The organism is Pseudorhodoferax sp. Leaf267 (assembly GCF_001422405.1).
Classification (GTDB): Bacteria; Pseudomonadota; Gammaproteobacteria; order Burkholderiales; family Burkholderiaceae_C; genus Pseudorhodoferax.
Genome location: NZ_LMMV01000021.1, coordinates 177,318 through 198,744 on the forward strand (window position 1 = coordinate 177,318; position 21,427 = coordinate 198,744).

20 protein-coding genes are annotated in these 21,427 nt (G+C 65.9%); 4 read left to right on the top strand and 16 right to left on the bottom strand.

Going from position 1 to position 21,427, the window contains the following annotated elements:
- Positions 1-19: 19 nt before the first annotated feature.
- From ASF43_RS17930 to ASF43_RS17950, 5 genes are all read right to left on the bottom strand, one after another.
- On the bottom strand, positions 20-352 hold the full coding sequence (locus ASF43_RS17930) for a DUF305 domain-containing protein (protein WP_056183897.1): 333 nt from the start codon (positions 350-352) through the stop codon (positions 20-22).
- Entirely contained in the window at positions 349-1,752 is a 1,404-nt protein-coding gene (locus tag ASF43_RS17935; RefSeq protein ID WP_056183899.1) for a YncE family protein, read from the bottom strand. The genes ASF43_RS17930 and ASF43_RS17935 overlap by 4 nt, the downstream gene beginning before the upstream one ends.
- Positions 1,753-1,955: 203 nt before the next feature.
- On the bottom strand, positions 1,956-2,855 hold the full coding sequence (locus ASF43_RS17940; protein WP_056183901.1) for an anti-sigma factor: 900 nt from the start codon (positions 2,853-2,855) through the stop codon (positions 1,956-1,958).
- A 19-nt stretch (positions 2,856-2,874) separates the two neighbouring features.
- Entirely contained in the window at positions 2,875-3,387 is a 513-nt protein-coding gene (locus ASF43_RS17945) for an RNA polymerase sigma factor (RefSeq protein ID WP_056183904.1), read from the bottom strand.
- 73 nt (positions 3,388-3,460) lie between these two features.
- Positions 3,461-3,853, bottom strand: coding sequence for a hypothetical protein (locus tag ASF43_RS17950; RefSeq protein WP_056183906.1), 393 nt, complete (start codon positions 3,851-3,853; stop codon positions 3,461-3,463).
- A gap of 886 nt (positions 3,854-4,739) precedes the next feature.
- Between ASF43_RS17950 and ASF43_RS17955 the strand changes: the two genes are divergently transcribed.
- Positions 4,740-7,427 carry a hypothetical protein gene (locus ASF43_RS17955; protein WP_156373394.1) on the top strand — a complete coding sequence of 896 codons (2,688 nt, stop codon included), beginning with the start codon at positions 4,740-4,742 and terminating at the stop codon, positions 7,425-7,427.
- Between the two features lie 1,055 nt (positions 7,428-8,482).
- Here ASF43_RS17955 and ASF43_RS17960 read toward each other — a convergent pair.
- Both ASF43_RS17960 and ASF43_RS17965 read right to left on the bottom strand, forming a co-directional pair.
- Entirely contained in the window at positions 8,483-8,839 is a 357-nt protein-coding gene (locus tag ASF43_RS17960) for an antibiotic biosynthesis monooxygenase (RefSeq protein WP_056183910.1), read from the bottom strand.
- A 13-nt stretch (positions 8,840-8,852) separates the two neighbouring features.
- Positions 8,853-9,620 (bottom strand): nuclear transport factor 2 family protein, encoded by a 768-nt coding sequence (locus tag ASF43_RS17965; protein ID WP_056183911.1) that lies wholly within the window; start codon positions 9,618-9,620, stop codon positions 8,853-8,855.
- A 232-nt stretch (positions 9,621-9,852) separates the two neighbouring features.
- Between ASF43_RS17965 and ASF43_RS17970 the strand changes: the two genes are divergently transcribed.
- Complete coding sequence (locus ASF43_RS17970) at positions 9,853-10,740, top strand: helix-turn-helix transcriptional regulator (protein WP_056183913.1); 888 nt, start codon at positions 9,853-9,855, stop codon at positions 10,738-10,740.
- A 283-nt stretch (positions 10,741-11,023) separates the two neighbouring features.
- Here the strand turns inward: ASF43_RS17970 and ASF43_RS17975 are convergent, their stop codons facing one another.
- Complete coding sequence (locus ASF43_RS17975) at positions 11,024-11,437, bottom strand: dimethylsulfonioproprionate lyase family protein (RefSeq protein ID WP_056183915.1); 414 nt, start codon at positions 11,435-11,437, stop codon at positions 11,024-11,026.
- 106 nt (positions 11,438-11,543) lie between these two features.
- Here ASF43_RS17975 and ASF43_RS17980 point away from each other — a divergent pair, with 106 nt between their 5' ends.
- Together ASF43_RS17980 and ASF43_RS17985 are read left to right on the top strand one after the other, a co-directional pair.
- On the top strand, positions 11,544-12,509 hold the full coding sequence (locus ASF43_RS17980) for a LysR substrate-binding domain-containing protein (protein WP_056183916.1): 966 nt from the start codon (positions 11,544-11,546) through the stop codon (positions 12,507-12,509).
- Between the two features lie 1,178 nt (positions 12,510-13,687).
- Positions 13,688-15,460: a tyrosine-type recombinase/integrase gene (locus ASF43_RS17985; protein WP_162241824.1), complete on the top strand. Its 1,773-nt coding sequence runs from the start codon at positions 13,688-13,690 to the stop codon at positions 15,458-15,460.
- A gap of 43 nt (positions 15,461-15,503) precedes the next feature.
- On the opposite strand, the gene ASF43_RS30815 is transcribed toward ASF43_RS17985, so the two are convergent.
- The 8 genes from ASF43_RS30815 to ASF43_RS18020 form a co-directional block, all read right to left on the bottom strand.
- Positions 15,504-15,830: a hypothetical protein gene (locus ASF43_RS30815; RefSeq protein WP_156373395.1), complete on the bottom strand. Its 327-nt coding sequence runs from the start codon at positions 15,828-15,830 to the stop codon at positions 15,504-15,506.
- A gap of 35 nt (positions 15,831-15,865) precedes the next feature.
- A complete protein-coding gene (locus ASF43_RS17990; protein WP_056183920.1) occupies positions 15,866-16,459 on the bottom strand; it encodes a hypothetical protein in 594 nt (197 codons plus the stop codon).
- Complete coding sequence (locus tag ASF43_RS17995) at positions 16,459-16,929, bottom strand: hypothetical protein (protein WP_235578293.1); 471 nt, start codon at positions 16,927-16,929, stop codon at positions 16,459-16,461. Before ASF43_RS17995 ends, ASF43_RS17990 begins: the two co-directional genes overlap by 1 nt.
- A gap of 69 nt (positions 16,930-16,998) precedes the next feature.
- Positions 16,999-18,981, bottom strand: a complete 1,983-nt coding sequence (locus ASF43_RS18000; RefSeq protein ID WP_056183924.1) for a DNA cytosine methyltransferase — start codon at positions 18,979-18,981, stop codon at positions 16,999-17,001.
- Positions 18,978-19,355: a hypothetical protein gene (locus ASF43_RS30820; protein ID WP_156373397.1), complete on the bottom strand. Its 378-nt coding sequence runs from the start codon at positions 19,353-19,355 to the stop codon at positions 18,978-18,980. The genes ASF43_RS18000 and ASF43_RS30820 overlap by 4 nt, the downstream gene beginning before the upstream one ends.
- Before the next feature lie 179 nt (positions 19,356-19,534).
- On the bottom strand, positions 19,535-20,539 hold the full coding sequence (locus ASF43_RS18010) for a hypothetical protein (protein ID WP_056183928.1): 1,005 nt from the start codon (positions 20,537-20,539) through the stop codon (positions 19,535-19,537).
- Positions 20,540-20,541: 2 nt separating this feature from the next.
- Positions 20,542-20,886, bottom strand: coding sequence for a hypothetical protein (locus ASF43_RS18015; RefSeq protein ID WP_156373398.1), 345 nt, complete (start codon positions 20,884-20,886; stop codon positions 20,542-20,544).
- A 10-nt stretch (positions 20,887-20,896) separates the two neighbouring features.
- Positions 20,897-21,382 (bottom strand): hypothetical protein, encoded by a 486-nt coding sequence (locus ASF43_RS18020; RefSeq protein WP_056183932.1) that lies wholly within the window; start codon positions 21,380-21,382, stop codon positions 20,897-20,899.
- Positions 21,383-21,427 lie beyond the last annotated feature (45 nt).

Sequence of the window (21,427 nt, forward strand, 5' to 3'; positions counted from 1 at the left end):
TTACCCGTGGCGCGGACGGTCAGGGGCCGCGCGTGCCGCCCAGCGACGGGAATTCCGCCGCCGAACCCGCGCTGCGGCCTTGTCGCAAGGCCGTCAGCCGCCGCGTCATGCTCTCGATCTCGATGGTCTGCCCGGCGATGATTTCTTCCGCCAGTTGCCGCGTGGCGGGGTCGCGGCCGTGCTGCAGCACCAGCCGTGCCATGTCGACGGCGCCGGCATGGTGCGGAATCATCATCGCCAAGAAGTCGATGTCGGCATGGCCCACGTAACCCGGACTATGCATGTCTTGCATCATCCGCGCCATCGACGCGTCCATCTCGCGCTCGAAGGCGCTGGCCCCCGCGGCGTTCATGCGGTCTGCCCCTTCGCACCCACGCGCACGTAGACGAGGTTAATGCTCTTCTTGTTGCGCAGCGCGCCCGAAGGCAAGGCCAGATTGCCCAGCGGGATCTGCGCGATGAAGGCCGGCTTCAATGGGTCGCTGACGTCGAAGGCGCTACACACCGTCTGGCCGGCGTTGGGCGTACCGGGCAGCTCGTCCTGCTCGTGCGCCACGTACAGCAGGGTGTTCTCGGGGTTGGTCCACAGCCCGTGCGACTCGCGCCCGTGGGTGAAGAAGCTGCCCACCACCTTGCGCTGCCCGGCGAGCGCACTGCGGTCGATGATGGCGATGGGGCTGGACGCCACGCCGCCGGGGCCGCCGTCGTCAATGCGCGCCAGGCTGGCGTAGACCACGCTGCCGCGCGCATTGCTGACGAACTCGACGTGGTTGGGCCGCGCGCCCATGCCCAGCGGCACGCTGTCGATGAGGTCGAAGCCGCCCCGCGTCGAGCGACACGACAGCGCATCGGCCAGCTTGTGCGAGAACCACACTTCGGCGCCGTCGGGCGTGGTCTTCATGAAGGGCGTGAAGCCGGGCTTGTCCTGTGCGCTGATGTCCAGGGTCGTCACGCGCTGCGGCCGGCTGTGGCCGTCGGCGCCCGGGTTGACGCGGAACACGTCGACTTGCGACACCTTCTGGCTGGCCACGAAGGCGAGCGAACCCTCGCGGTTGAACCACACCTGCGCCGGGCCGTTGATCGTCGGCAAAAACTCCCGGATGGCGGTCGAACCCGAGCTGTCGGCGCCCTTCAACTGACGCACCGCCTGGTCCACGCCGAGGATGGCGATGCGGTCTTCACCGCGCAGCGTGACCCACAGCTCTTTGCCGTTGCGCGTGAAGGTGGGCTCGTGCGGTTCGCGGCCCAGCAGCAGGCCGCTGCTCAGGCGTTCGGGGTTGGTGGTGGGGCCGGCAGCCGGGTTCGGCGTGTTGCCGATGACGCGGCGCTGCTCGGCGTCGATGAGGTAGATGTTGCTCGAGCCGCGCCCGCTGGTGGCCAGCAGGCGGCCGTCGGGCGACGGCACCGCGCCGTGGGCGTCGATGCAGCCGTGGTACAGCGGCTTGTGGATCATCGCCGCGTGCGTGGGCGCCACGCCGGCGGTGACGTAGCGGAACGGCGGCCGCGGGTCTTCGTCGAAGCTGGTCAGGTTGATCGTGCTCTCGACGATGTTGGTCTTGGGATCGATGACGACGAGCGTGTTGGAGTCTTCGTTGGTGATGAAGACGCGGTCGCGCGGGTCGATGCCGGGGCCAGGCGCGGTCGTGCTGGTGCTTGTGCTGGCGGCCGGTGCCTGGGCTTGTGCTGCGGGCAGCGCGCTGGCTGCCGCGGCGGCCAGTGAGAATTTGAGGATGTCGCGGCGTTGGGTGGTCATGGGTGCTTTCGTAGTCGGGATGGGGTGATCGGTGGTGTCGCGGGCTAGGCTGTCGGCATCGACCGAAGATGTCTGTGCGCTGGGCAGTCGTACGAACAGTCGGGCACGGCAGCCCAGCGCTTGGTTCACATCAAGAGCGCGGCGCGGGCCGTTTCATTCCCTGGCGCCTGCCGACAGCGCGTCGCGCTGACGCCGCCCTGCCTTCAGCGCGGGGCGCCCAGTTGCCGATAGACCTCGGCCGACACCTGCGCCAGCACGCTGCGGTCGGCGTCTGATGAGAGCGCGTAGCCGAAAGGCCCGTCGACCCAGTAGAAGACATTGACCGTGCCTTCCCGCGCGAAGCGGAAGGCGGTGTCGGTGTTCTTCGCCCCCGGCTTGGTGGCTGCGCCCGGGCCTGCTGCGCTGCCCACGTCGGCGACATCGTTGGATACGTAGAGCGTCAGCTTGCTGCCGAGTTCGTTGCGGTACATGAACTGCGCCACCGGCCCCTGGCCGCCCGGCAACAGGCGGCCGCCTTCGAGCGTGTAGCCCTGGGCCTGCAGGTGCGGCGGCTTCATCGGCGCGCCCATGCGCTTGGACAGCCAGGCCACGAGCTGGTCTTCGTGCGCCGCGTCCACCTCGACCGGGCGGCGCGCGTCGGGGCTGTACACCGCATGGGCCACCGCCGCGCGCTGCGCGAAGCTGCCCGCTGACACCAGCGTCAGGCCGCGCTCGGCGGGTGCCGCGGCGGCCGTGCGGCCGGCATCGTCGCCCCCCGCGGGCAGGCCGCCCCGCAAGCCCCAGCCAGTCGCGCCGCTGATGACGGCGATGGCGAGCCCGGCGGCGAGGCGCTGCAAATACCAGGGCGTCTGCGGCACCGCGCGCGGGCGCGCCGACTTCAGCAGGCGCTGCGGCGGCTGTTCATCCAGCACGGGGTCGAACAAGGCGTGCAGTTCGCGCTTTTGCTCCCGGTAGGCCTCCAGGCGCTGCGCGTCGTCGGGGCGTTCGGCCAGGTAAGCGGCGATCTCGACTTGGCGCTCAACGGGCAGGCGGCCATCGACGAAGGCCTGCAATTCGGCCTCATTGACCGGAGGGGTGGGCGGTGGCGGACGGTCCGTGTTCATGGGGTGCTTCGCAATGCATTCATTTGACGACCTTCAGCCGCACTGGTTCGGCGCGGCCTTCCCTGCCTTCCATCAGGCAGCGCAGGCGCTCACGCCCACGCGACAGGCGCGACATCACGGTGCCGATGGGGATGCCCAGGGCCTGCGCCACATCGGCATAGGCCATGTCTTCCAGCGCCACCAGCAGCAGCACTTCCTTCTGCTCGACGGGTAGCAGGTCTAGCGCGGCCTGCAGGTCCATCACCGCCAGGCGGTCACTTTGCGTTGGCACCACCGGCACTTCAGGCGTGTCGTCGTCCATGGTCACGGTGTGCAGCCTGGGCCGGCGCACGCCATCGACGTGCAGGTTGTGCATGATGCTGAAGAGCCAGGCGCGCATGTCGGCCACACCGCCCCACAGGCCCGACTTGGCCCAGGCCCGCTCCAGCGTGTCCTGCACCAGGTCGTCGGCGTCGTCACGGTTGTTCACCAGCGCGCGCGAATAGCGGCGCAGGCGCGGCACCCAGCTCAGCAGTTGATGGTCGTCGTTCATCAAGATGTTGACGATGGGTCGAGCCCGCGCGAAGCTGGGTGTACAGGCGGTTGAACAGACGGGTGAACAGGCGTCATTCCTTGATGATGTGCCAGACCTGTTTGAAGTTGTCTCCGCTGCGGTCGCCGGCCTTCTGGTCAGCCTTGTAGGTGTACACCGGCTTGCCCTTGTAGGCCCACTGGCGTGACCCATCGTCGCGAGTGACGATGCTGTAGGCACCCGCGGTCCGGTCGGTGGCGCTGGCCATCATCGGCGGCCAGAGCACGGCGCAGCCGCCGTTGCAGGTGCTCTTGCCGCTGTTCGCCACGTCCTGGTCGAACGTGTAGAGGGTCATGCCGCCGGGTGTGACGAGTGCGCCGCCAGACAGCATGGCGGGCGCCTTGGCAGGCGGCTCAGCCAGGTTGGCACAGCCGGCAGTGACCAGAAACGTTGCCGCAGATGCGGCGATGGCGAGGGTTTTGAACATGGGAAGCTCCGTGGAAGTGGTGGCGGATCGGGCAGCGTGGGTGAGATGTTGCTCACATCGGGGCAGACGGCACGCTCAGGCCTTTTATTCCGCAGGCGTGAAAAAAAGATGGAGTGTTGGTTGTGCAGGGTGGCAGGCTGCCGCTGCCCTGTGCGTCGAGCGCGGCTCCATGGTCGGAGCCGCGCGGCCTCGTTCTCAGGGTGCGGGCGTCAGGTTTTGGCCGTTCTCGACCGGGCTGATGCCCCACGACGTGGCTGACGCGGTGGCGGGCCGGGGAGAACGGGGGACAAGACGATGAACTGAAGCGTGGCCCCGGCAGCTGCCTTTGCTGCGATGCCTGGCATCTTTCGCGCACCGCGGCCGCGCCGTTGGTGCACTAAGTTGTCGTTCAAGCTCAACGAGAAGGCCACGGCAGCAACTGAGGCCCAGCTGTGATGAGCGCCGGCAAACGCACCCACCGCATCAGCCGGTGGCTGGCGCAACCTAAAGAGCGCGTCGGCGGGCAAAAGAACGTGCGCTGACCCACAACGACACGTGCATCCTGTGGGCAATGCTTACACGCGATGGCATGTTCGCCCCCAAAAAATGTGCCGAGATACCGTGGCCCGGCTGAGGTCGCAACCAGTATGAATTGATTCTCTGAGTTGGACGCGAAAGCAGTATCCACCACAGGTCAGTCCGGCGGCAGCCGGCGTTCCTGCCGGGCGGGCTTCCCTTACGCCAGCTAATCGTCACTTCTCGGAGCAACCCTGGCCTGCCCTTGACCGGTAGGCCAGCGATTCCACGATATCTTTGACAGTCTGCTCTGTCGAGCGGCTCTACACCCAGCCCGGCGTCGCCCCGTAGACTGCGAACCGCCTCCTTTCTGTGGCAACCGGGAGATGCCATGCGCAGTACCCCTGCAGAAGCTCCAGCACCTTTCCTCGTGCCGACGGACACGGTGCTGCTCGAGGCGAATCGCCTCGCCCCGCGGCGTCGCCGGCTGGCGCCTCCGCAGCTGGGCCTAGGCCCCTTGGCGCTGTTGCTTGCCCTTGCAGCGGCGCTGGCCTTCGGTCAGAAATACCAGCTGCCCTCCTGGGCGACGGCCGTGCTGGCCATCTTCGCCGGCACGCTGGTAGTCGCTTGGGGGCCGGCGTGGCGCGCGGTAAAGAGCCGAGGGGGCCCGACGGCCAAAGCCGACCCCGCCAGACTGGAGCTTCTGATGATCGCCGAGGCGCTGCTGGCAAACGAGCGCGCTGGACTGCTGCTTCTGACGGAAGCGGCTGACGGCCTCCGCGCTGACCCGCTCGACGCCACCATGCCGTGGCCGGCGGAGGCAATTGAGTCGACCTTGCTGCGCCGGCGCTCCATGCTTGTCGCGCGGCTGGTGGCCGATTGGCATGGCGGCGCAGGCGACGTGATGGAAACACTGGAGAACATGGCCGTGCGGCGCGGTGTTCTTCATGAGCTTGCAACGCACAGAGGTCGGGCATTGGTCCCGACGCCGGGGACGCAAGCGGCGCTCGCGAAGGGCTTACCCGCTCCGCAGGTGGAGACCTGCCCCACCGATCGGCCAGCCCTTTGGCGCAGCCTCACAGCGAGCATCGAAGAGGGAATGCTTGCCCCCCCGACGCCGGCACCAGCACAACAGTCGTTGGTCGACCCGCGCGCCGATGCTGGTGTCGACAGGTTTGGCAGCCCCAGCGCGCCGATTCCCATTGCCGCACTCAGGACCTCCGCACTCGCGGGCGCGATGCTCATCGTTGGGCCAATCGCGATGGTGCGGTTTCTAGCGCCCGATTGGGATCCCATGCCAGCGCTCCGTTGGTGGGGCTGGGCACCGTTGTTCGCTGTCGCGGCGGCGGTCGGGCGCTTCTTAAAGGCCCGCCGCAGTTGGCCGGACGAGCCGTTGCCGCCCCCGGGTGGCCCAGGCGAGGAAGAGGCATTTGCGGCACGCCGTCGGCGCCGCCTGGCGCGCCCGCGCCTGCCGCCACCTCTACCCGTTCGGCTGCTGACGTCGGTGCTCATGGGAGCATTGGTCTACGTGCTGACAACGTACATCACACCGATCGGCGTAGTGGTCCTAGCACTCGCCTTCGGCTTCGTTTCGTGGAGTTCGCGTCAGTGGTACCGCGTGCAGCTGCTCATGCCTTCGGCCCGCGAAGTGGAGCTCGCCGTTGCCAGGCGATCGCAAGAGCTTTCAGCCGCCGACGTGCGCGCGAGCATGGACCCATTCCCAGAGGCCCCCGCGGCTCGGACGAGCATGGGTGCGCGGGCTCGCCGGCAGCATTGGCTCGAGCCTGACGACTTGCCGCCACCGACGGCCGCGGCGTTGGCGCTAACTGACCGGCGCCGGCAGCTCGCGCGGGTGGCGATCCGCCGCCATATGTTTGCTTTTGGCTTGTTCGTTGGCGGCTTGACCGTTGTTGCGATCACAACGATTCTGGTCGGCCGGACGACCATTCCAGAGCTGATTGTGCTCGGCGCCATGACCTGGCTTTTCTGCCTGCAGGATTTTCCTGCCCGGCTCCTGCAGGTCGTGCATGCGCCCAGGTCCGAGACGTGGGCAGTTGCCCCCGGCCCTATAGCGCTTCTGCTCCGCAGCCTGGCAGCCCTGCTTCCAAGGGCGGGAACCGGCAGCTTGGCCGAGGCCGGTCGTGTGCTGCGCTGGCGTGTGGCCGAGGAGCCAAGTTTTTGGAGCGATGAAACGCTCAACCTTGCGGCTCCTCTGGGCCGATCACCTCACGTCCTCGCCATCGCCACGGGCTTGCTCGGAATTGCGCTCCTGGCTGCGGGCCGCAACACCGGCAACGGCACGGACGAGGTCGCTGGCGCAGCCCTGTTGGCGCTGGCCGCGACCTATGGCTGGTTTCTGCGTCAGCGCAACGCTCCGAGCACCGCCTCAGCGCCGGTTGGCGTGCGATTGGTGCTGCTGCGCGTCTTTGGGAGCCCGTCGTTCGACGACCTTCTGGAGCTGGTGCGGCCCTGGCTCCTGTGCGGGCCGGTGGCGCACCTTGAAGGCTACGACTCGGTGGGCCGCTCCGCTGAGGTCCGTGAAGCTCTGGCGCTTGACCGCATTGACACGGTGCTGGTGCATTCTCCGGAGGATCTCGCGCGGCGCCTGGCTGCGCTGCCATCCGGAGCGGACGACAACGGCCGCTATCGGCGCCATTCGTTTCAGTGCTCCGACGCAATCTGGCGAACTGCAATCCGCTCCCTGCTCGATCGCACGGACGCGGTGCTGATGGACCTCTCGGACCTAGGCCCCGAGGACATGGGCTGCGCGTACGAACTCGGTCTCCTGCTGGACCGGGTGCCACTGTCGCGGGTGCTGCTGCTCATCGATGCCACTACGAACTTGGACTGCCTGCAACAGGTGCTCGGCCAAGCCGAGCTGCAGATTGCCGCCGATTCGCCGAACCTCGACTGCCCCGCCTCGGCCTGGCGCCTTCTGCGGATCGGTGGCTCATCGAGGCGCGAGCGGGACGAGAGCTACCACACTTGGCTGCGCCGCCAGGATCAGCGGCTTGCGCCGCTCGCATTGGTGCACTTCATGTTGCGTGACTTTAAGGTCCCCCATTCGAATGAACTCTGAGCGCGACGCAGTGGTGAACACCCGACTACAGCTCTGCCGGTGAGAGCTGACGGGGCAGCGCCGAGAGCCGAGCCACTGCAGCCCAGTCCTGACGCGAGCTGCGGTCTTCCAAACGCCGTTCAGCGACCTGCGCGCCCCTAGAAGGTGGCAACGAGGGCTTCCACTGCGCCGCCTACCTGCCTCGTGTCGCCCAAACGCGGGGATTTGCCCGGTTCAGTATTGCTCACTCCGTACCGGCATAGCCCGCAGCGTCTCGCGCATGCTCCTTTTTATTTCAAACTCTTGCATGCACTCGATGCGCGACGCAGTCATGCTGATTGCCCGCTGAATTCGGGCGGGACGCGCGACAATTGATGCCCTCCTTGACTCAAAGCTTGCCCGCTCCTGGGAGCTTGGAGAGCACTCCGCCTGCAAGCAGACGTTCCTGCTAGACCGCTCTTTGGCAACGGTGTGAGTTGAGCTGAAGTCAAGAATGCCCGGTCTCGCTGCTCTGCCGCCGTTCAACTTCGCCACGCGACCGACAGCTGAGGGCGCAGAGCGCCAATCCATCCCCGCTAAGAGCATTCGCTCATTAGGGTTGAGCCGATGGTCGGCTCTGACTGACCGGTGTCGGTAGTACAGCGGACCGACGCGCCGGTCGATCGCGACTGGCGGGTTTCGCACGCGGCGGTCACCCAGCGATGAAAGTCCAACGTCAGCAGCCAGTCTTGACCCGACGTTCGCCGCCGCGGGCGCAACGACTGCTGATGGCCGATAACAGGTTTCCCCCTTGGGTCGCTGCAAGCTGACATTGGCCGGCAGAGGCCAGCGAACCCAAAGTCAGCTTCATGGCGCTCCCTCGAAGTCACAGTCCCGGCCAGGAGCGGTCTATTGCTGACTCACCTCAAAGCGGACACATGCGGGAGACCGCGTCAACCGGGACGTCGGCGCGGCGGGCAGCTTCTTGCGCAGCGAGTGCGCGCTGGGCCGCGGCCACGAAGGAGATGGGCCTGCTGCCGGAGCACGGAGGTCCGCGCCGGTCTTGAGCGTGGCCTCGTTGCCGGCCATCCCGAACGCTACCCTTGGTCGCGCTTCATGCTCATCGTCGAGGCCTCGATCCTCAACATGTACTGCGCGGCGGCGGGCGCCTTCTGGAAGCTCGCCATCGATGCGTCGGCGAAAAACGCCGATCGCCAGTGGACGATCACCTGCCGCTCGCCGTCCGCGCCATGCGCGCTCTCGCGCGAAACGAAGCCCGGCTGCTTGGCGACGTGTTCACGCTCCACTGCCTTGTCGATCGGAGCGAACTCGGCCGCAGCGACGCCGGCCCTGAGCTTGAGCGTGACGACTTCGACGACCTGGCCGGCCAGGGCCGTCTGGACCGCGACCGTGGCCGGCAGGGCGCCGTAGAGCACGAACTTCCAGGGGCTCACAGTCCTCCGCGCCTCAGAACTTGCCGTTCGCGTTCTTCCATTCCGCGCGTGGCGGGATGGTCTCGATCGTGTCCCAGTGCTCGGCAATCTTGCCGTTGGCCACCCTGAACAGGTCGTAGAACGCGCTCGGCTTGCCGGCGAACTCACCCTCGCTGGCGACGAGCACGAAGTTGCCTTCGCCCAGGACCTTGTGGACCTTGTGGTACTTCATCGTCACGCCCGCCTTGGCCATCGCCTGCAGCGCCGCTCCGAGGCCGGACAGTCCATCGGCGATCTGCGGGTTGTGCTGGTGGTAGTTGTCGCCGTCGTAGTAGCCCGCCAGTCGGTCCAGGCGACCGTTAACCAGGATGTCGTCGACAAACGCCGCCACCAGCTTCTTGTTGGCCGCGGTCTTGTCCAAGTCTGCCGCCACAGCCGGCCCGTCGATCATCGTGCGACCGCTCGGGTTGGGCTTGGCCGGCGTCTCCTGCAGGTTGTCCCAGTGTTCGACGATCTTGCCGCCCTCGAAGCGGAAGATGTCGAAGCCGATCTTCGGGCCGAAAAAGTTGTACTCGGTGTGCGCGAAGACGAACTCGCCGTCCTGGAACACCCGCACCGTGTTCACCTTGGCCGAACCCTTCGGCAGCGCCTGCAGGACTGCGCCGAAGCCAGCCAGGCCGTCGCCTACGGCGAGGTTGTGCTGGATGTACTTGGCCGGGTTGACCACGGCCACTGGGGCCGCTTCGCCCGTTTCGATGGACTTGAGCAGCGCGACAACCTGCGCCTTGGGATCGGAGGACATGGGGGTTCCTTTGGACGAGTAGCTGTTCGACGCGCAGCCAGCGACGACCGAGAGAAGGGTCAGCGCGAAGGCACGCCGTGGGCGGGAGGGAAAGGAGAGCATTGGGGCGGGGTTCTGGGTTGGTTTGCAGCACGGACTTTGCCGGCACCCAGCCTTGACGCCAAGGTCAGCGTCGGGCAAGTGATGGTAGAAATCGCGCAGACGCGCCGTAGGCGCGCCGAAAGGAGTTTTCGTGTCCCCACCCCGCAAGGCACTGCGCCAGACTCGCTTCAAGAACGAGCGGCTTGACCCCATCGGCGCGGAGTTGATGAGCCTGGCGGAACTCCGCGGCCGCGTGCCCGCGACGCAGTTGCTCCAGACCGAGCGCGTCGAGTTCTTCATGGTTCTCGTGGCGACCGGAGGGCGTGGAGGGCATCTGGTCGACTTCGAGCGCTTCTCGCTGCGCGCCGGTCACGTCGTCTTCGTAAGGCCCGGCCAGGTGCAGCAGTGGCAGCCGGCGAACGGCTTCGAAGCCGATGTGCTGCTGCTCGATCCGGCCGTTGTGCAGCCGACCGCGTCGACCTCCCGGCAGGCGACCATGTCGCTGCTGCGCCTGGAGGAGTGGCCGGTCCACTTCAGGATGGGCGCCGACGGTCTGGCCGCCTGGAGATCGCTGTCCGCGATGCTCCGTCGCGAACTCGATCAGCCCATCTTGGACGAGCTGTCGGCCGCGATGGCGCGCGAGTTGATCCTGTGCCTGATGCTCGGCATCAGTCGATCGGCGGCAGGTCATCCGTCGGCGCCGACGGCGCAGGCCACGCTGATCCGGCGTCTGCGGCGCGCGCTGGAAGAACGGGTCCACGCTCGTCCATCCGTGGCACTGCTGGCCCGCAGCGTGGGGGTGTCGACGAGCACTTTGGCGCGCGCCTGCCAGGACGTGTTGGGCCATTCGGCCAAGGAGGAGGTGGACCGGCGCGTCGCCCTCGAAGCCCAGCGCCTCCTCGTGCACACCACCGCGACGTCGGTCGCGATCGGCGAGCTTCTCGGCTTCGACGAGCCGACCAACTTCGTCAAGTTCTTTCGGCGGCTCGTAGGCACGACGCCCGAGGCATTTCGGCAGGCGCATCGCCTGCAGCGTTGATGACGGCGTGGCGGTTCAGTGGCCGCGGCAGACGAAGCGACGCCGCTTCCAGGCGGGACGCTCACAAGGTGTCGAGGTGAACCTGATACGAACCGCGCCTCGAGCACATTAGGCGGTTGAGCGACCGCTCTTCACTTCGTCAATGTCGCATACGGGTCGGCCACTGCCGACCGCGGACGTCGGCTATCCGGTCGCTCAACTTGGGCGTCAGCTTTCCGGCGGTGAGATCGCGCATCCGACCGGCGCTGGCCGCGCGCGAGCGCCGCGCGGCTTGTACCTGCGCCTATCGCATCGGGACGGTGCTGCGCTGCCCCTTGTCCACGATGACGAACTCCAGAAACACCAACTGCTCCGTCGTGCTGGCATTGCGATGCGCGTGAACCATCCCCGGGCGCACGTGCAGGCTTTCGCCTGGTTTGAGCGTCACCGGATCCTTTCCTTCCTCCTGCCACACGCCCGATCCCTCGAGCACGTAAAACACGACGTGCGAGGGATGGTAATGCTTCGGGTTCTGACCACCGGGCGCGTAGGTGGTGTGTAGAACACGGAACTCCTTTCCCGGCATGGTCGCGTCGTCAAACACATGGCGCGCTGCCGCCGTAATGCCGGACCGCACTCCGTTCGCGCCGGCGAGGGATTGGCTACCTACCACGGTGGGCGCCATCAGGACGGCAAATAGGGTGAGCAACTTGTTCATCACGCTTCCTTTGCGGTGGTCTGCCTGCAAGAGCCATACATTACGCACTTTGCTATGCTTCCGGTATCGCATTTGTCGATCTTGGTATCAACATTCTGTTATATCTATGGACACTTTAGAGTTGGTGCTCAGGCGAGTGACGTTGCGTGAGTTGCGGCTGCTGCAGGCAGTGGCGCGATCGGGCAGCATCCTGAAGGCCGCGAGCGAGATCGGCCTGACGCAGCCTGCCCTGTCGAAGTCCATTCGGGAGCTCGAGGCTACGTTCGGGGTCCGGCTATTCGATCGCAACAACCGCGGCGTCAGCGTGACGCCGCAGGGCGAGATCCTGCTGCGACGCGCCACGGGTGTTTTCGAAGAACTCCGTCAAGCTGTGGACGAACTGCAGTCCCTGGCCGATGCAGCCCGCGGCGAACTGCGTCTAGGCGGCACGCCGGCGGTGTGCGCTGGACTCTTGCCGCACGCGATAGGTGCGGTTCGGAGTAACCGCCCTGGATTCCGCTTTCATGTCGCCGAACTGGATTCAGGCAAGTTGGCAAGCGAAGTCGCGGGTCGATCCGTTGATTTCGGGATAGGACGCGAGCACGTTGAGGGAAGCGGCGGCGACCTGACGTTCGAGCGGCTGTTCGATGATCACCTTTTCATCGTCGCGGGCGCGCAGCATCCCTTAGCCAGTAGAAGGTCTGTCAGTCTGGAGGAGACTGGGCTCCACCCCTGGGTGCTGCCATCGGCGAACGGGGCCGTCACTGCGCAACTCGAGGCACAGTTCCGCCTGCAGGGCCTGAGCCTGCCAGACCCTGCGGTCACAACGATGTCTATGCTGGTCCGCAGTGAGTTGGTTGCGACCCATTCATTCCTCACCGTGATGTACGGCTCGATCCTGCGATTCGGCAACTTTCCCGCGTCCTTCCGCGTTCTCCCGATCGATCTGCCGTCGGGGATTCCCGTCGGCATGTTTCGCGTGAGGGGTCGCACGCTTGCGCCCAGCACCGAGGTGTTCATGCAAACGCTGCGCGACGTCATCCGGCCCATGCAGTCGTTGAGGGCAAAGCACTTACGGGGAAAGAGCCTCTGACGCCGACGATCGCATGGGTGCGAGCCATAAACATCAGGAAGCATGATGTCTGCTTCTGGCCGAGTGTGTGAGATTACGAACGGCCGCTTCGTAGAAGCGAAACATGAAAAGCGATGGCTCGCCGTCCGGCTGCTTCGGAGCAAGCCGGCTGGCAGGTTTGGGCGCACAGCACCAGTTCGTCACAGCCGAGAGCGGTCATTGAGCTGCCACATTGTGAAGATGGTCGAGCGACGATGACCGGGATGACCGCAGCGCACTCAAGTGCCGTCGTTCGAGCCACGCGAACTACGGAGGCCTCAACGACCGCAGGCTGAGCCGGACCACTCGTTGCCTTTGCAGGTGGCAACGGCGGCAACCGCTGCACTGGAGTCGTTCGGGTTCGCGTGACAGGTGGCTGGCCTACGGTCTGCAGGTGCAGCAGGCCTGGCGCGAGCAACTCATGCCGGGCACGCCGCCCGAGTTCGACCCGGACGAGCCGTTCTGAGCGAACCGCGACATCAACAAGCCGATAACCCCTCGCGGGACCATCGGCGCTTGTGGGCCCCACGAACTGCAAAACCAACACCTCGCCAGCGAATAGCGGCGGATCTATACCGGCGCCAACGCAAGACTCGCATCTTCGAAGAAGCCCGGCTGCGCCTCACGATGGCACCCAGTCTCGCCACGAGGCGCAGGCCTCACATCCAGCTCTGCCTGGAGCAGGCGCCTGCGCGCCAGGACATGAGCGCGGTGCAGGTCGTACCCCGAGCGGTGCTTCGCCGATCTGCACGCGGCCCGTAAGTGGCTGGCGTCTTCATGCATTGGTACAACCACGACCATCGGCGCAGCAGTATCCGCTACGTCACACCGGCGCAGCGCCACGCTTGGAAAGAAAGACGACTTAGCGTCATGAAAGGGGCCTGATACACAGAGCTTCCATTTAGAACGCCTGCCTGTGCCATTGGCGCTAGAGCTCCCGCAACAGTAGCGGTACCAACAACGGATGGTCTGAAGACTCAGTCAGGAATCTTTGGCGTTGATAACTGTACTTATCTTCGCTAGTTTTTTCTTGCTGCTCATCGAGTCCGACGCTACGATCTTGGATAAGTCGTTGCTGATGCTCAGGTTTTATGACGTGCTCATCTTCCAGCCCAGCCCAACTCCGATTGGGTCGCCACGTTCTCGCGCACCTGAAGGCCGTGGCTGAAGGGGTCTCACCTATTGCCGCCGCTCGAAACTACCTCGCCGTCGACGAGGATGGGGCCGGCGCCGCGCACGAGGCCGCAGCACAGTCCGCCATCATGATCGCCCGACGGGCCGGGCTTGGACCAAGGTCGCGGCTGCTGCGTCTGGACCTCACGGCGCAACCGGCACCCAATGGAACGGCGGCTGGCATGCCTGAGCCGCCGTCGATCGATGACTGGGCCGCTGACGGCGGGCTGGAGGACTGGCCAGCAGCAGAGCTTGAGGTGCTGTACGCCGAAGCCTTTGCGCTGGACAAGTCGCCCGGCCACCGGCGCAAGATCGCCCAGCTCGAAAGGTTGCGCCAGGCACGCATGGCGCTGCTGGACAGGCTGGCCGCCTTCACGACCGAGGCACCGCGACCTTCGGACCCGGTCGGTGGCTGGTTCTCGATGGACCTGGCCACGCGCCTCGATGCCGCCGGCTTCACCACTCTGGGACAGCTGCGCGAGGAGATCGCGCTGCGCGGTCGCTGGTGGCGCAAGATCCCAGCATTCGGGCCGACCAAGGCGGCCCGCCTGGCCGAGGACCTGCATGCCCTGATGGGACCGTCCTCCATCGTGCGCAGTGCGCCTGCAGGGTCGGCTGGGGCCGCGACGAGCCATTCCTGGCAGGACCTGGCCGTACTGCCATCCGACGCGGCCGAAACCATCGGTACCTGGATTCGGCACCGTACGCAATCACCCGCCACCGCGCGGGCCTACCGCCGCGAGGCTGAACGATTCGTCGTGTGGCTGCGCGTCGAGCGCGAGCGTGACCTGGTGACGACGACGGCAGATGACTGCGCAGCCTTCATCGCCTTTCTGGCAGCGGTGCCGCGCGATTGGATCAGTCGGCAGCGTGCTGTGCGGGCCTCGGCCGATTGGGCGCCCTTCGCTGGGCAACCCTCGGTCACCAGCCAGCGCTTCACCCTGACGGTCCTGGAGTCGTTCTTCGCCTGGATGACCGCCGACAGCCGTGTGTCGCGCAACGCTTGGCTGTCGGTGAACCGAAGGCTGAGGGACGATCCCGCTGCGATTCCACAAGAAGCGTCACGCGCGTTTTCCGTCGAGGCCTGGGCCGCTTTGGTCGCGCACGCTGACGGCTTGGCCGGGCCTGCTGGCCAGCGGATGCAGTGGCTCCTGTGCTTCGTGCAGGCGACCGGGCTGCGCTCGGCCGAACTGCTAGGGGCAAGGTGCTCGGACCTCTACGAGCAAGACGACGGCACCTGGCTGCATGTACACGGCAAGGGAGGCAAAAATCGCTCGGTGCCGGTGCCCCTGGCAGCCCTCAAGGCGACCGAGCGGTATTTCAGGGCACGTGGCCTGGAACTGGGTGCTGCGCATGGCAGGACGCCGCTCCTGGCTGGCTTGACCGAGCCGAGGTTGCCAGGCGACAACCTCACACTTGCATTCGATCCGCCTGATGACCAGATCGACCCCGCCGCGCTGGCGCGGGCCGAACACGCAGCGCGCGGTGGCATCACTTACTCCACGCTGCAGGCAGTCTTCCGGCGATTCGTTGTGACGGCACTTGCTTCGTCGGCGCTGACCGAGGCACAGCGTGCCCACGCAGCCCGCGCCACGGCCCATTGGCTGCGGCACACGCACGCGACACGGGCGGCCGAAGCGGCCGTCCCAATCGACGTGCTGCAGGCCAACCTTGGTCAAGCCGACCCTCGGACCACTGCGATCTACTATCGCGCACAGCAACGGCGTCGACGCGATGCGATCGAGCGGGTGTTTGGCTAGGACCGCCCCTCAGGAGCTGGTGGTTCTGGTGTGCTCTCAATGATCAGTTCTTCGCCCGGGTCGTTGAGTTCGACCGAGCTTCTCCCCAACCGCCAAGGGAGAGCACATGTGCCTCAGTCGCGTTGATGCAGTCTGGAACGCCAGAAAGCCGATCATTGCAACGATTGAGCATTACGGTGCGATCAATTGGGTGATCCAAATAATATGCAACGCTGTAGGTGATCGTCGGCTCCGGCGACATAAGGATCGACAGTAACAAGACGAATAACGCCGCGACAAATACCAGGACCTTCTTGACATAGACCGCTCGCGCCCACACCGCGATCGCAATCAGTAGTGAAAGTCCGCACCAGATCCAATCTAACGTCACGGTTCGTTCCTCACATCACTTGAAAGCGACAGCCGTCAATTGCCGATCTTGACTGTGCGGTCGTGGAGGCTCTTGAGGGCGAACTTGAGATCAACGCTGCGCCCAGTCTCGTACCCTGGCCAGGGAACGAACGGTTGCTCGCCGAGTGCGTTGAACACCACCGCGCCCGCGCACCGGTACTCGACATCGGACTCCTCGATCCGCACCAAAGCCATCTGGCAAGGCACGTCGGTCGCGCCAACGGCCACCGGTGAGGTCCAGCCGGTCTCGGCACCGTCCCGGAAGAACCACCAGTGGTCGGCCGCCATTGCGCTAAGCGCGAGGCCGCCTACCACGCCGGCCAGGCCGGCCCCCAGGTGCCGCCAGGCCGGCAGGCGGGACAGGGCGAGGCCCCAGATGCAGAGTGCGACGGCGGACATGCCCGTGACGAGCACCAGCACCACAGCACCTCCGCCGTCCTCAGCTTCGAACGGGACCGGCACGATGTTGACCAGTCTTGCGATGGTCCAAGCCAGCAGAGCGTGGAATGCGACGAGCGAGAGATTGAACTGCCAGGGTTTGTCATCGCGGTCCGACCGCAGCAAAAACGTACTCAGCAGGATCAGCAACACCGCGAACAAAAACAACATCACAACTCCTCGGCCCGCTTGGCCCCTGCAGTGCTGTCCGGTATGTCTGGCGGGCAGATGGCAAACCCTACGCACAAGACCACGGTCACCCACCCCATCATCGACGGAAATGCGAGCCAGATCGTCTCCAAATTCTGCGTGATGTGCTCGGTATTGCCGGGTGTAGCGGACAGGAACATGGAGCCCCCACCCCAAACAAACGGCAAGCACAACAGGAAGACCCCATGCTGCTTCAGTCGCCGCAAGTCTCCATGCTTCCAGGCTCGAAAGCTTGCAACAGCGGCGCAGCCAAGCGCCACGATCATCGCCCACACGGGGAGCGCCCCAACCATGGCCGACAAGCCGACGGAGATCGAATGGAGCACCAATGCGACGAATCCTGCGAAGAATGGGCCTCCGACAAAAATTCCCAACAATATTGCGAGTGCTGACGTGTTGTTCGTATGACGACTAGACATGATGTTCTCCAAGGCAGTTGATATTTTCTGCTGCGCCGACCGGCAAAGGCTGCTCTGTGTGTGCAGAGGTAGTTTGGGCGTTCACGCAAGACCTCCTTCCTGGGCGACGCTGACCGCGACTGCCAGCGGCCGCACCCAGATCGGCGTGCTGCCCAGCACGAACGTTTCGCCGTTGCGGGCCAGCAGGATCGTCTGACCCATCACTGTTCCGATCGCCTTCGCAGCTTTGCGTGGCACCGCGTTGCCGATGGCCTCACGCCAGCGCTGGTCGCTTTGCCCATCGAGCACGAAGTGACGGCCTTGGTGACCAGGTCCACCAGGCGCGAACCACTCTTCGGGATCGACCAGGCTCTGGAGCGATGCCAGTTCGAGCGTCGTGAATGGCCTGTGCCACGTTCCGTCCAACGACATGATTCTGCAGACCAGTTTCTCGTTGGGCTCAGGAAGCGCTTCAACGGATTGGGCGGCCTGCCCCTCACTGCGCGGGTCCGCGACGCTCCAGGGCCCGTTATCGTGGCAGGCAGAGGCACTGACGGCCCCACTGCTGTCTTTCCACCGCATCACGCCGTAGTGCCCACCTGTGAGGTAGTGGTCGCCTTTGGAGCGCTGCATCCCGGTGCGGACGTCGGCTACCGCGAAGGCGCCCTGCCCCGTCGTGCTGCCAGCGATGACGGTGCCTGTCGGTTCGGCAAACGCGGTGACAGCGTACTTCGCGAACGCTGGGCCGTCCCGGCGCACATCGGCCACGGCATAGGCGCCCATGTCGTCGCCGCCGATCACCGTGCCGGTCGGGCTCACCCAGGAGGTCACCGGGTACTTCGAGAACAGCCGATTAGGGCGGACTGGCCGAGGATCCGCCACCGACTGCCCGCTGCCATGGGCGCTGGTCACGGCTTGCGCGGCCTTCTCCCACTGCACTACGCGGAATTGATTCGAGTGCTTCGCAGGACCGTTGTGGCGCACATCGGCGACGCTGTAAGCGCCTTGGAGCGGGCCGGTCTGGCCAGCGACCGTGCCCGTGTGCTCGGTCCAGCGGCGCACACCAAGCGCCTGGCCATCTTGCCAGTGCGCGGACTGAGTGAAGCGCACATCTGCAACGGAGAACGCGCCATTGGTCGGTCGGGACTGCGCTGTCACCGTCCCGATCGTCTCTTCCCAGCGATGCACGCCCATGACATTGGGGTGCCAGTTGGTGCCCTCAGGGACCACCAGGTAGTCGCGCAGCTTGCCGTCCTCGATGGCCAGCTTGTTCAGCGACCGCCAGTCGGAGCCGGCTTCCACGAATGCGAGCCTCACCCAGGTTTTCCAATGCAATGCCGGGATGCGGTGCATCGGCCCGCCGGCGGCGTCGCCCGGCAACGGCATGTGCCGCAGCACGTCGCCCACGGCGTGCAGGCGCCGCTTATGCGGCTCGTACAGGAACGGCGGTACCTTCTTGCGGTGCCGGAACACCTTGAGCATGCGGCGGCGGCTCTGGGCCAAGCCGTCGCCCAGCTCGCCGCAATCGTGCACGGTCTCGGCGCCGACATAGCCGTAGTAGTTCATGAGCTTGTCGACCTCGTCGAGCAACGGCCGGCCGCGGCTCGCGATCCGCGGGACGTTCTCGAAGATGAACAGGCCGGGCAAATTGTCGGCGAAAGCCTCCATCGTCAGCATCATGCCGCGCGGCACCAGCTCGTTCAGGGCGCGGTAGCGGTCGCTGGTGGACTTCTGCGCGCTCAGGAGACCGGAGAAGCCCTTGCACGGCATCGAGGTGAAGACGATGTCGGGGAACAGGCCGTGGGCCGCATCGCGGAAGTCCTGCGGCGTGGCCTCACGCCATCCCAGCGGCGGCATGCGGCCCCAGTACCGGCGGTACATGCCCACGGTGAAGAGATCCAGGCAGGCCTGCGGCACGCCGGTCATCATCCTGAAGTCGCGACAGGCGCGCGGGTCGACGTCGACGCCACCGATGCACCGCATAGTGCCCTTGACCGGACCGATGCTCGGATCGGCGTCGTTGAAGCCGGCCGCGCCGCTGCCGGAGCCACCGCAGACGTGAAAGTGTTGGACGACCTGGTTCACGCTGCACCTCCGACTGGGATGCAAAAGCGCTTGAGCCAGCCGTCGAGCGCGTCGGGGCAGCCGCTGCAGATGCCGCTGCGGCCGGAGCGGTCGACCGCCAGCCAGAAGCAACCCTCGGGGCAGGCCTGGCTGTCAGTGCAGCCGCAGCCGGCACAGGTGGCGGGCTGGTTCAGGTCAACGGTCAAGCGGGCAAGCGACTGCCGGTCGATGCCATCCGGCAGACCGGCCACGTGGCAAGCGATCGGCGCCGCGTGCGCCTCGATCGCGCTGCAGCACTTCGACGCTGTAGCTGCGCCGGGCGTGACGGCCGCGCCGGCAGCACCCGGGCCAGCCCAGCCGGCCCTTGCAGGTGGGGATTGAGATTTGCCGCTCATGGTGTTCCTCCTTGGATGGAGCGGATAGACAACCCTTCCCGACATCACCATGCAAAGAGTTTCGAGGGCGTGAAGCCAGGTCGAGCACGGTGCTGGCCCAGCGACGCGAACGCCGTCATGCCCAGCCGTGTCGGAAACGGTCCCAGATGCTGCGAGCCGCGACCCTTCCGGATGATTTCTTAGGCGCGTTCGAGAAGGAACGCCGCCAGGTCCGCGCGGACCGAAGCCTTGCCAGCCTGCAGCCCAGCCACGAAGGGTTCGCTTCCGACCATCTCACCGCACAGCGCCATTGCGCGGCTCATCGCAGCGATGGCATCACTCGCTGCGGCTTCGGCGGTCGATGCATGGCCGCGAAGTGTTGTCGATCCGAAGAGGCTGGCTAACCTGTACATCGACGACTTGTCCGGCAGTGACCGTTCCCACCGGAAGCTTGGGGCGTCGCCCGTGGTCCCGGGGTAGATCTGCAACTCTTGGCCGTCGAAGGCTGCGACCAAACTCTGGGTGTTCCAGCCGCTGCGGTAGAACTGCAGCCCACCCAGCAAGATCGGCTCGAAGTCGAACTCGGTCGACGCGCGTACCGCATCAGCGAAGTTGTCCGACTTGCCGCTCGCCCGGGCGTACACCCCCTCAGCACCAGGCACCTTGTACGTTGCGCTCCAGCTTGCCCCCTGGCCGTCATGAGGCCGATGCACCTCGCGGGCCAGGTAACCACCCGGTACCTCTGTCGTCACGAACCTCAGCAGTCCGTGCTCCCCGTAGGCGTACGCCGACCAGTGCAGGCCTTCCAGCTCGACATCGCAGCCGACGCCGAGCGAGGGACCTCCAAGCCGGTAGATCCACTCGAATTGCGGGTCAGGCCGGGACCTCAGCTCGCCGAAATCCATGGGCAGGCCCATGTCGGCGCGCAGCTTTCGGTATTGGTCCGCCTCCTCTTGCGTGATGCGGCCCCGCGCCACGAGGTAGTCGTACTGCGGGATGGTGAACTCGTCGAACCAGAACGACGAATCCAATGTGCGGTCATCGTCGTCGGTGTCGTCGTGCTGCTGCTTGAAGAACGCCCAGGCTTCGGCCACAACGCTCGTGCCTGCGCGCTGCAGCCAGTTCGCCCGCTCGACTACCGTCAGGCCATTCCACCAGGCCATGCCGAGCGCTTCATCAGCGGCCGGTTCGCGGTCCAGATCCATGGTCAGACCCCCCTGTCGATGATGTCGGCTGCCACCTGTCGCGCCACACCGAGGTAGCCGTCCCGGCGCCCGTGCAGTTCGGCGTCGGGACGCCGCAGCGCGCGCTGCAGGTAGCCGAGGCGACCGCTACTGGCGGCCCAGCCCCGATCAGGCAGGGTTTCGCAGCTGTCGAAGCACAGCCACGTGCGGCCCTGCCCCACGTCGCCTTGGTCGACCATGCGCAGTGCTGCGCGGATGGCGGCGTCCGAGCCATCGGCCGACATCCTCACGCAGATGCGTTCGTCCGTCTCGGCGTCACGGAACGTGACACGCCAGTCGACGGGTCCGGTCAAAACAGGATGGTCCATGGCGCCCTCCTCAGCAACGCACGACCGAAAAATGGTCGTCGGCCTGCACATAGCGCCACGACTCCGCAGATGCCGCAGCGCCGCCGGGCGCGAAGACAGCCAGAGCGCGCGCGCGCGCCTCGGCCATGGTGATGGCCACAACGCGGCCCACCAACAGGGGTTTGTCAGCCGGCAGGGCCTCGCGCAGTTGCGCACGCCCATGCAGGCGGACGTCCCACAGCGCGCGTCGTGCCGTGATACACAAGGACCGGACGGCGTAAACGCCGAGTGGATTCGCCTCCAACGCATCGTGGTGGGCGGCCACCTCCGCGTCGTCGGCGGTCGCGGCCAAGTAGTCATCGATGCGCTCACGACCGCTGCTCCGGTCGATCACTCGAACAGCCCATCGCTGCAGAATCGCATCGCGCGCCAACGCAGACTGGAGGCAAGGGTCGAAGGGGATCGGTGGATGGCCTTCATGCCGAAGACCGGTGAACTGCTGCTCACGTGCGCTCATGGATAGCTCCCGTATGGGCGTGGATGGTGAAACCTCTCAGCACCA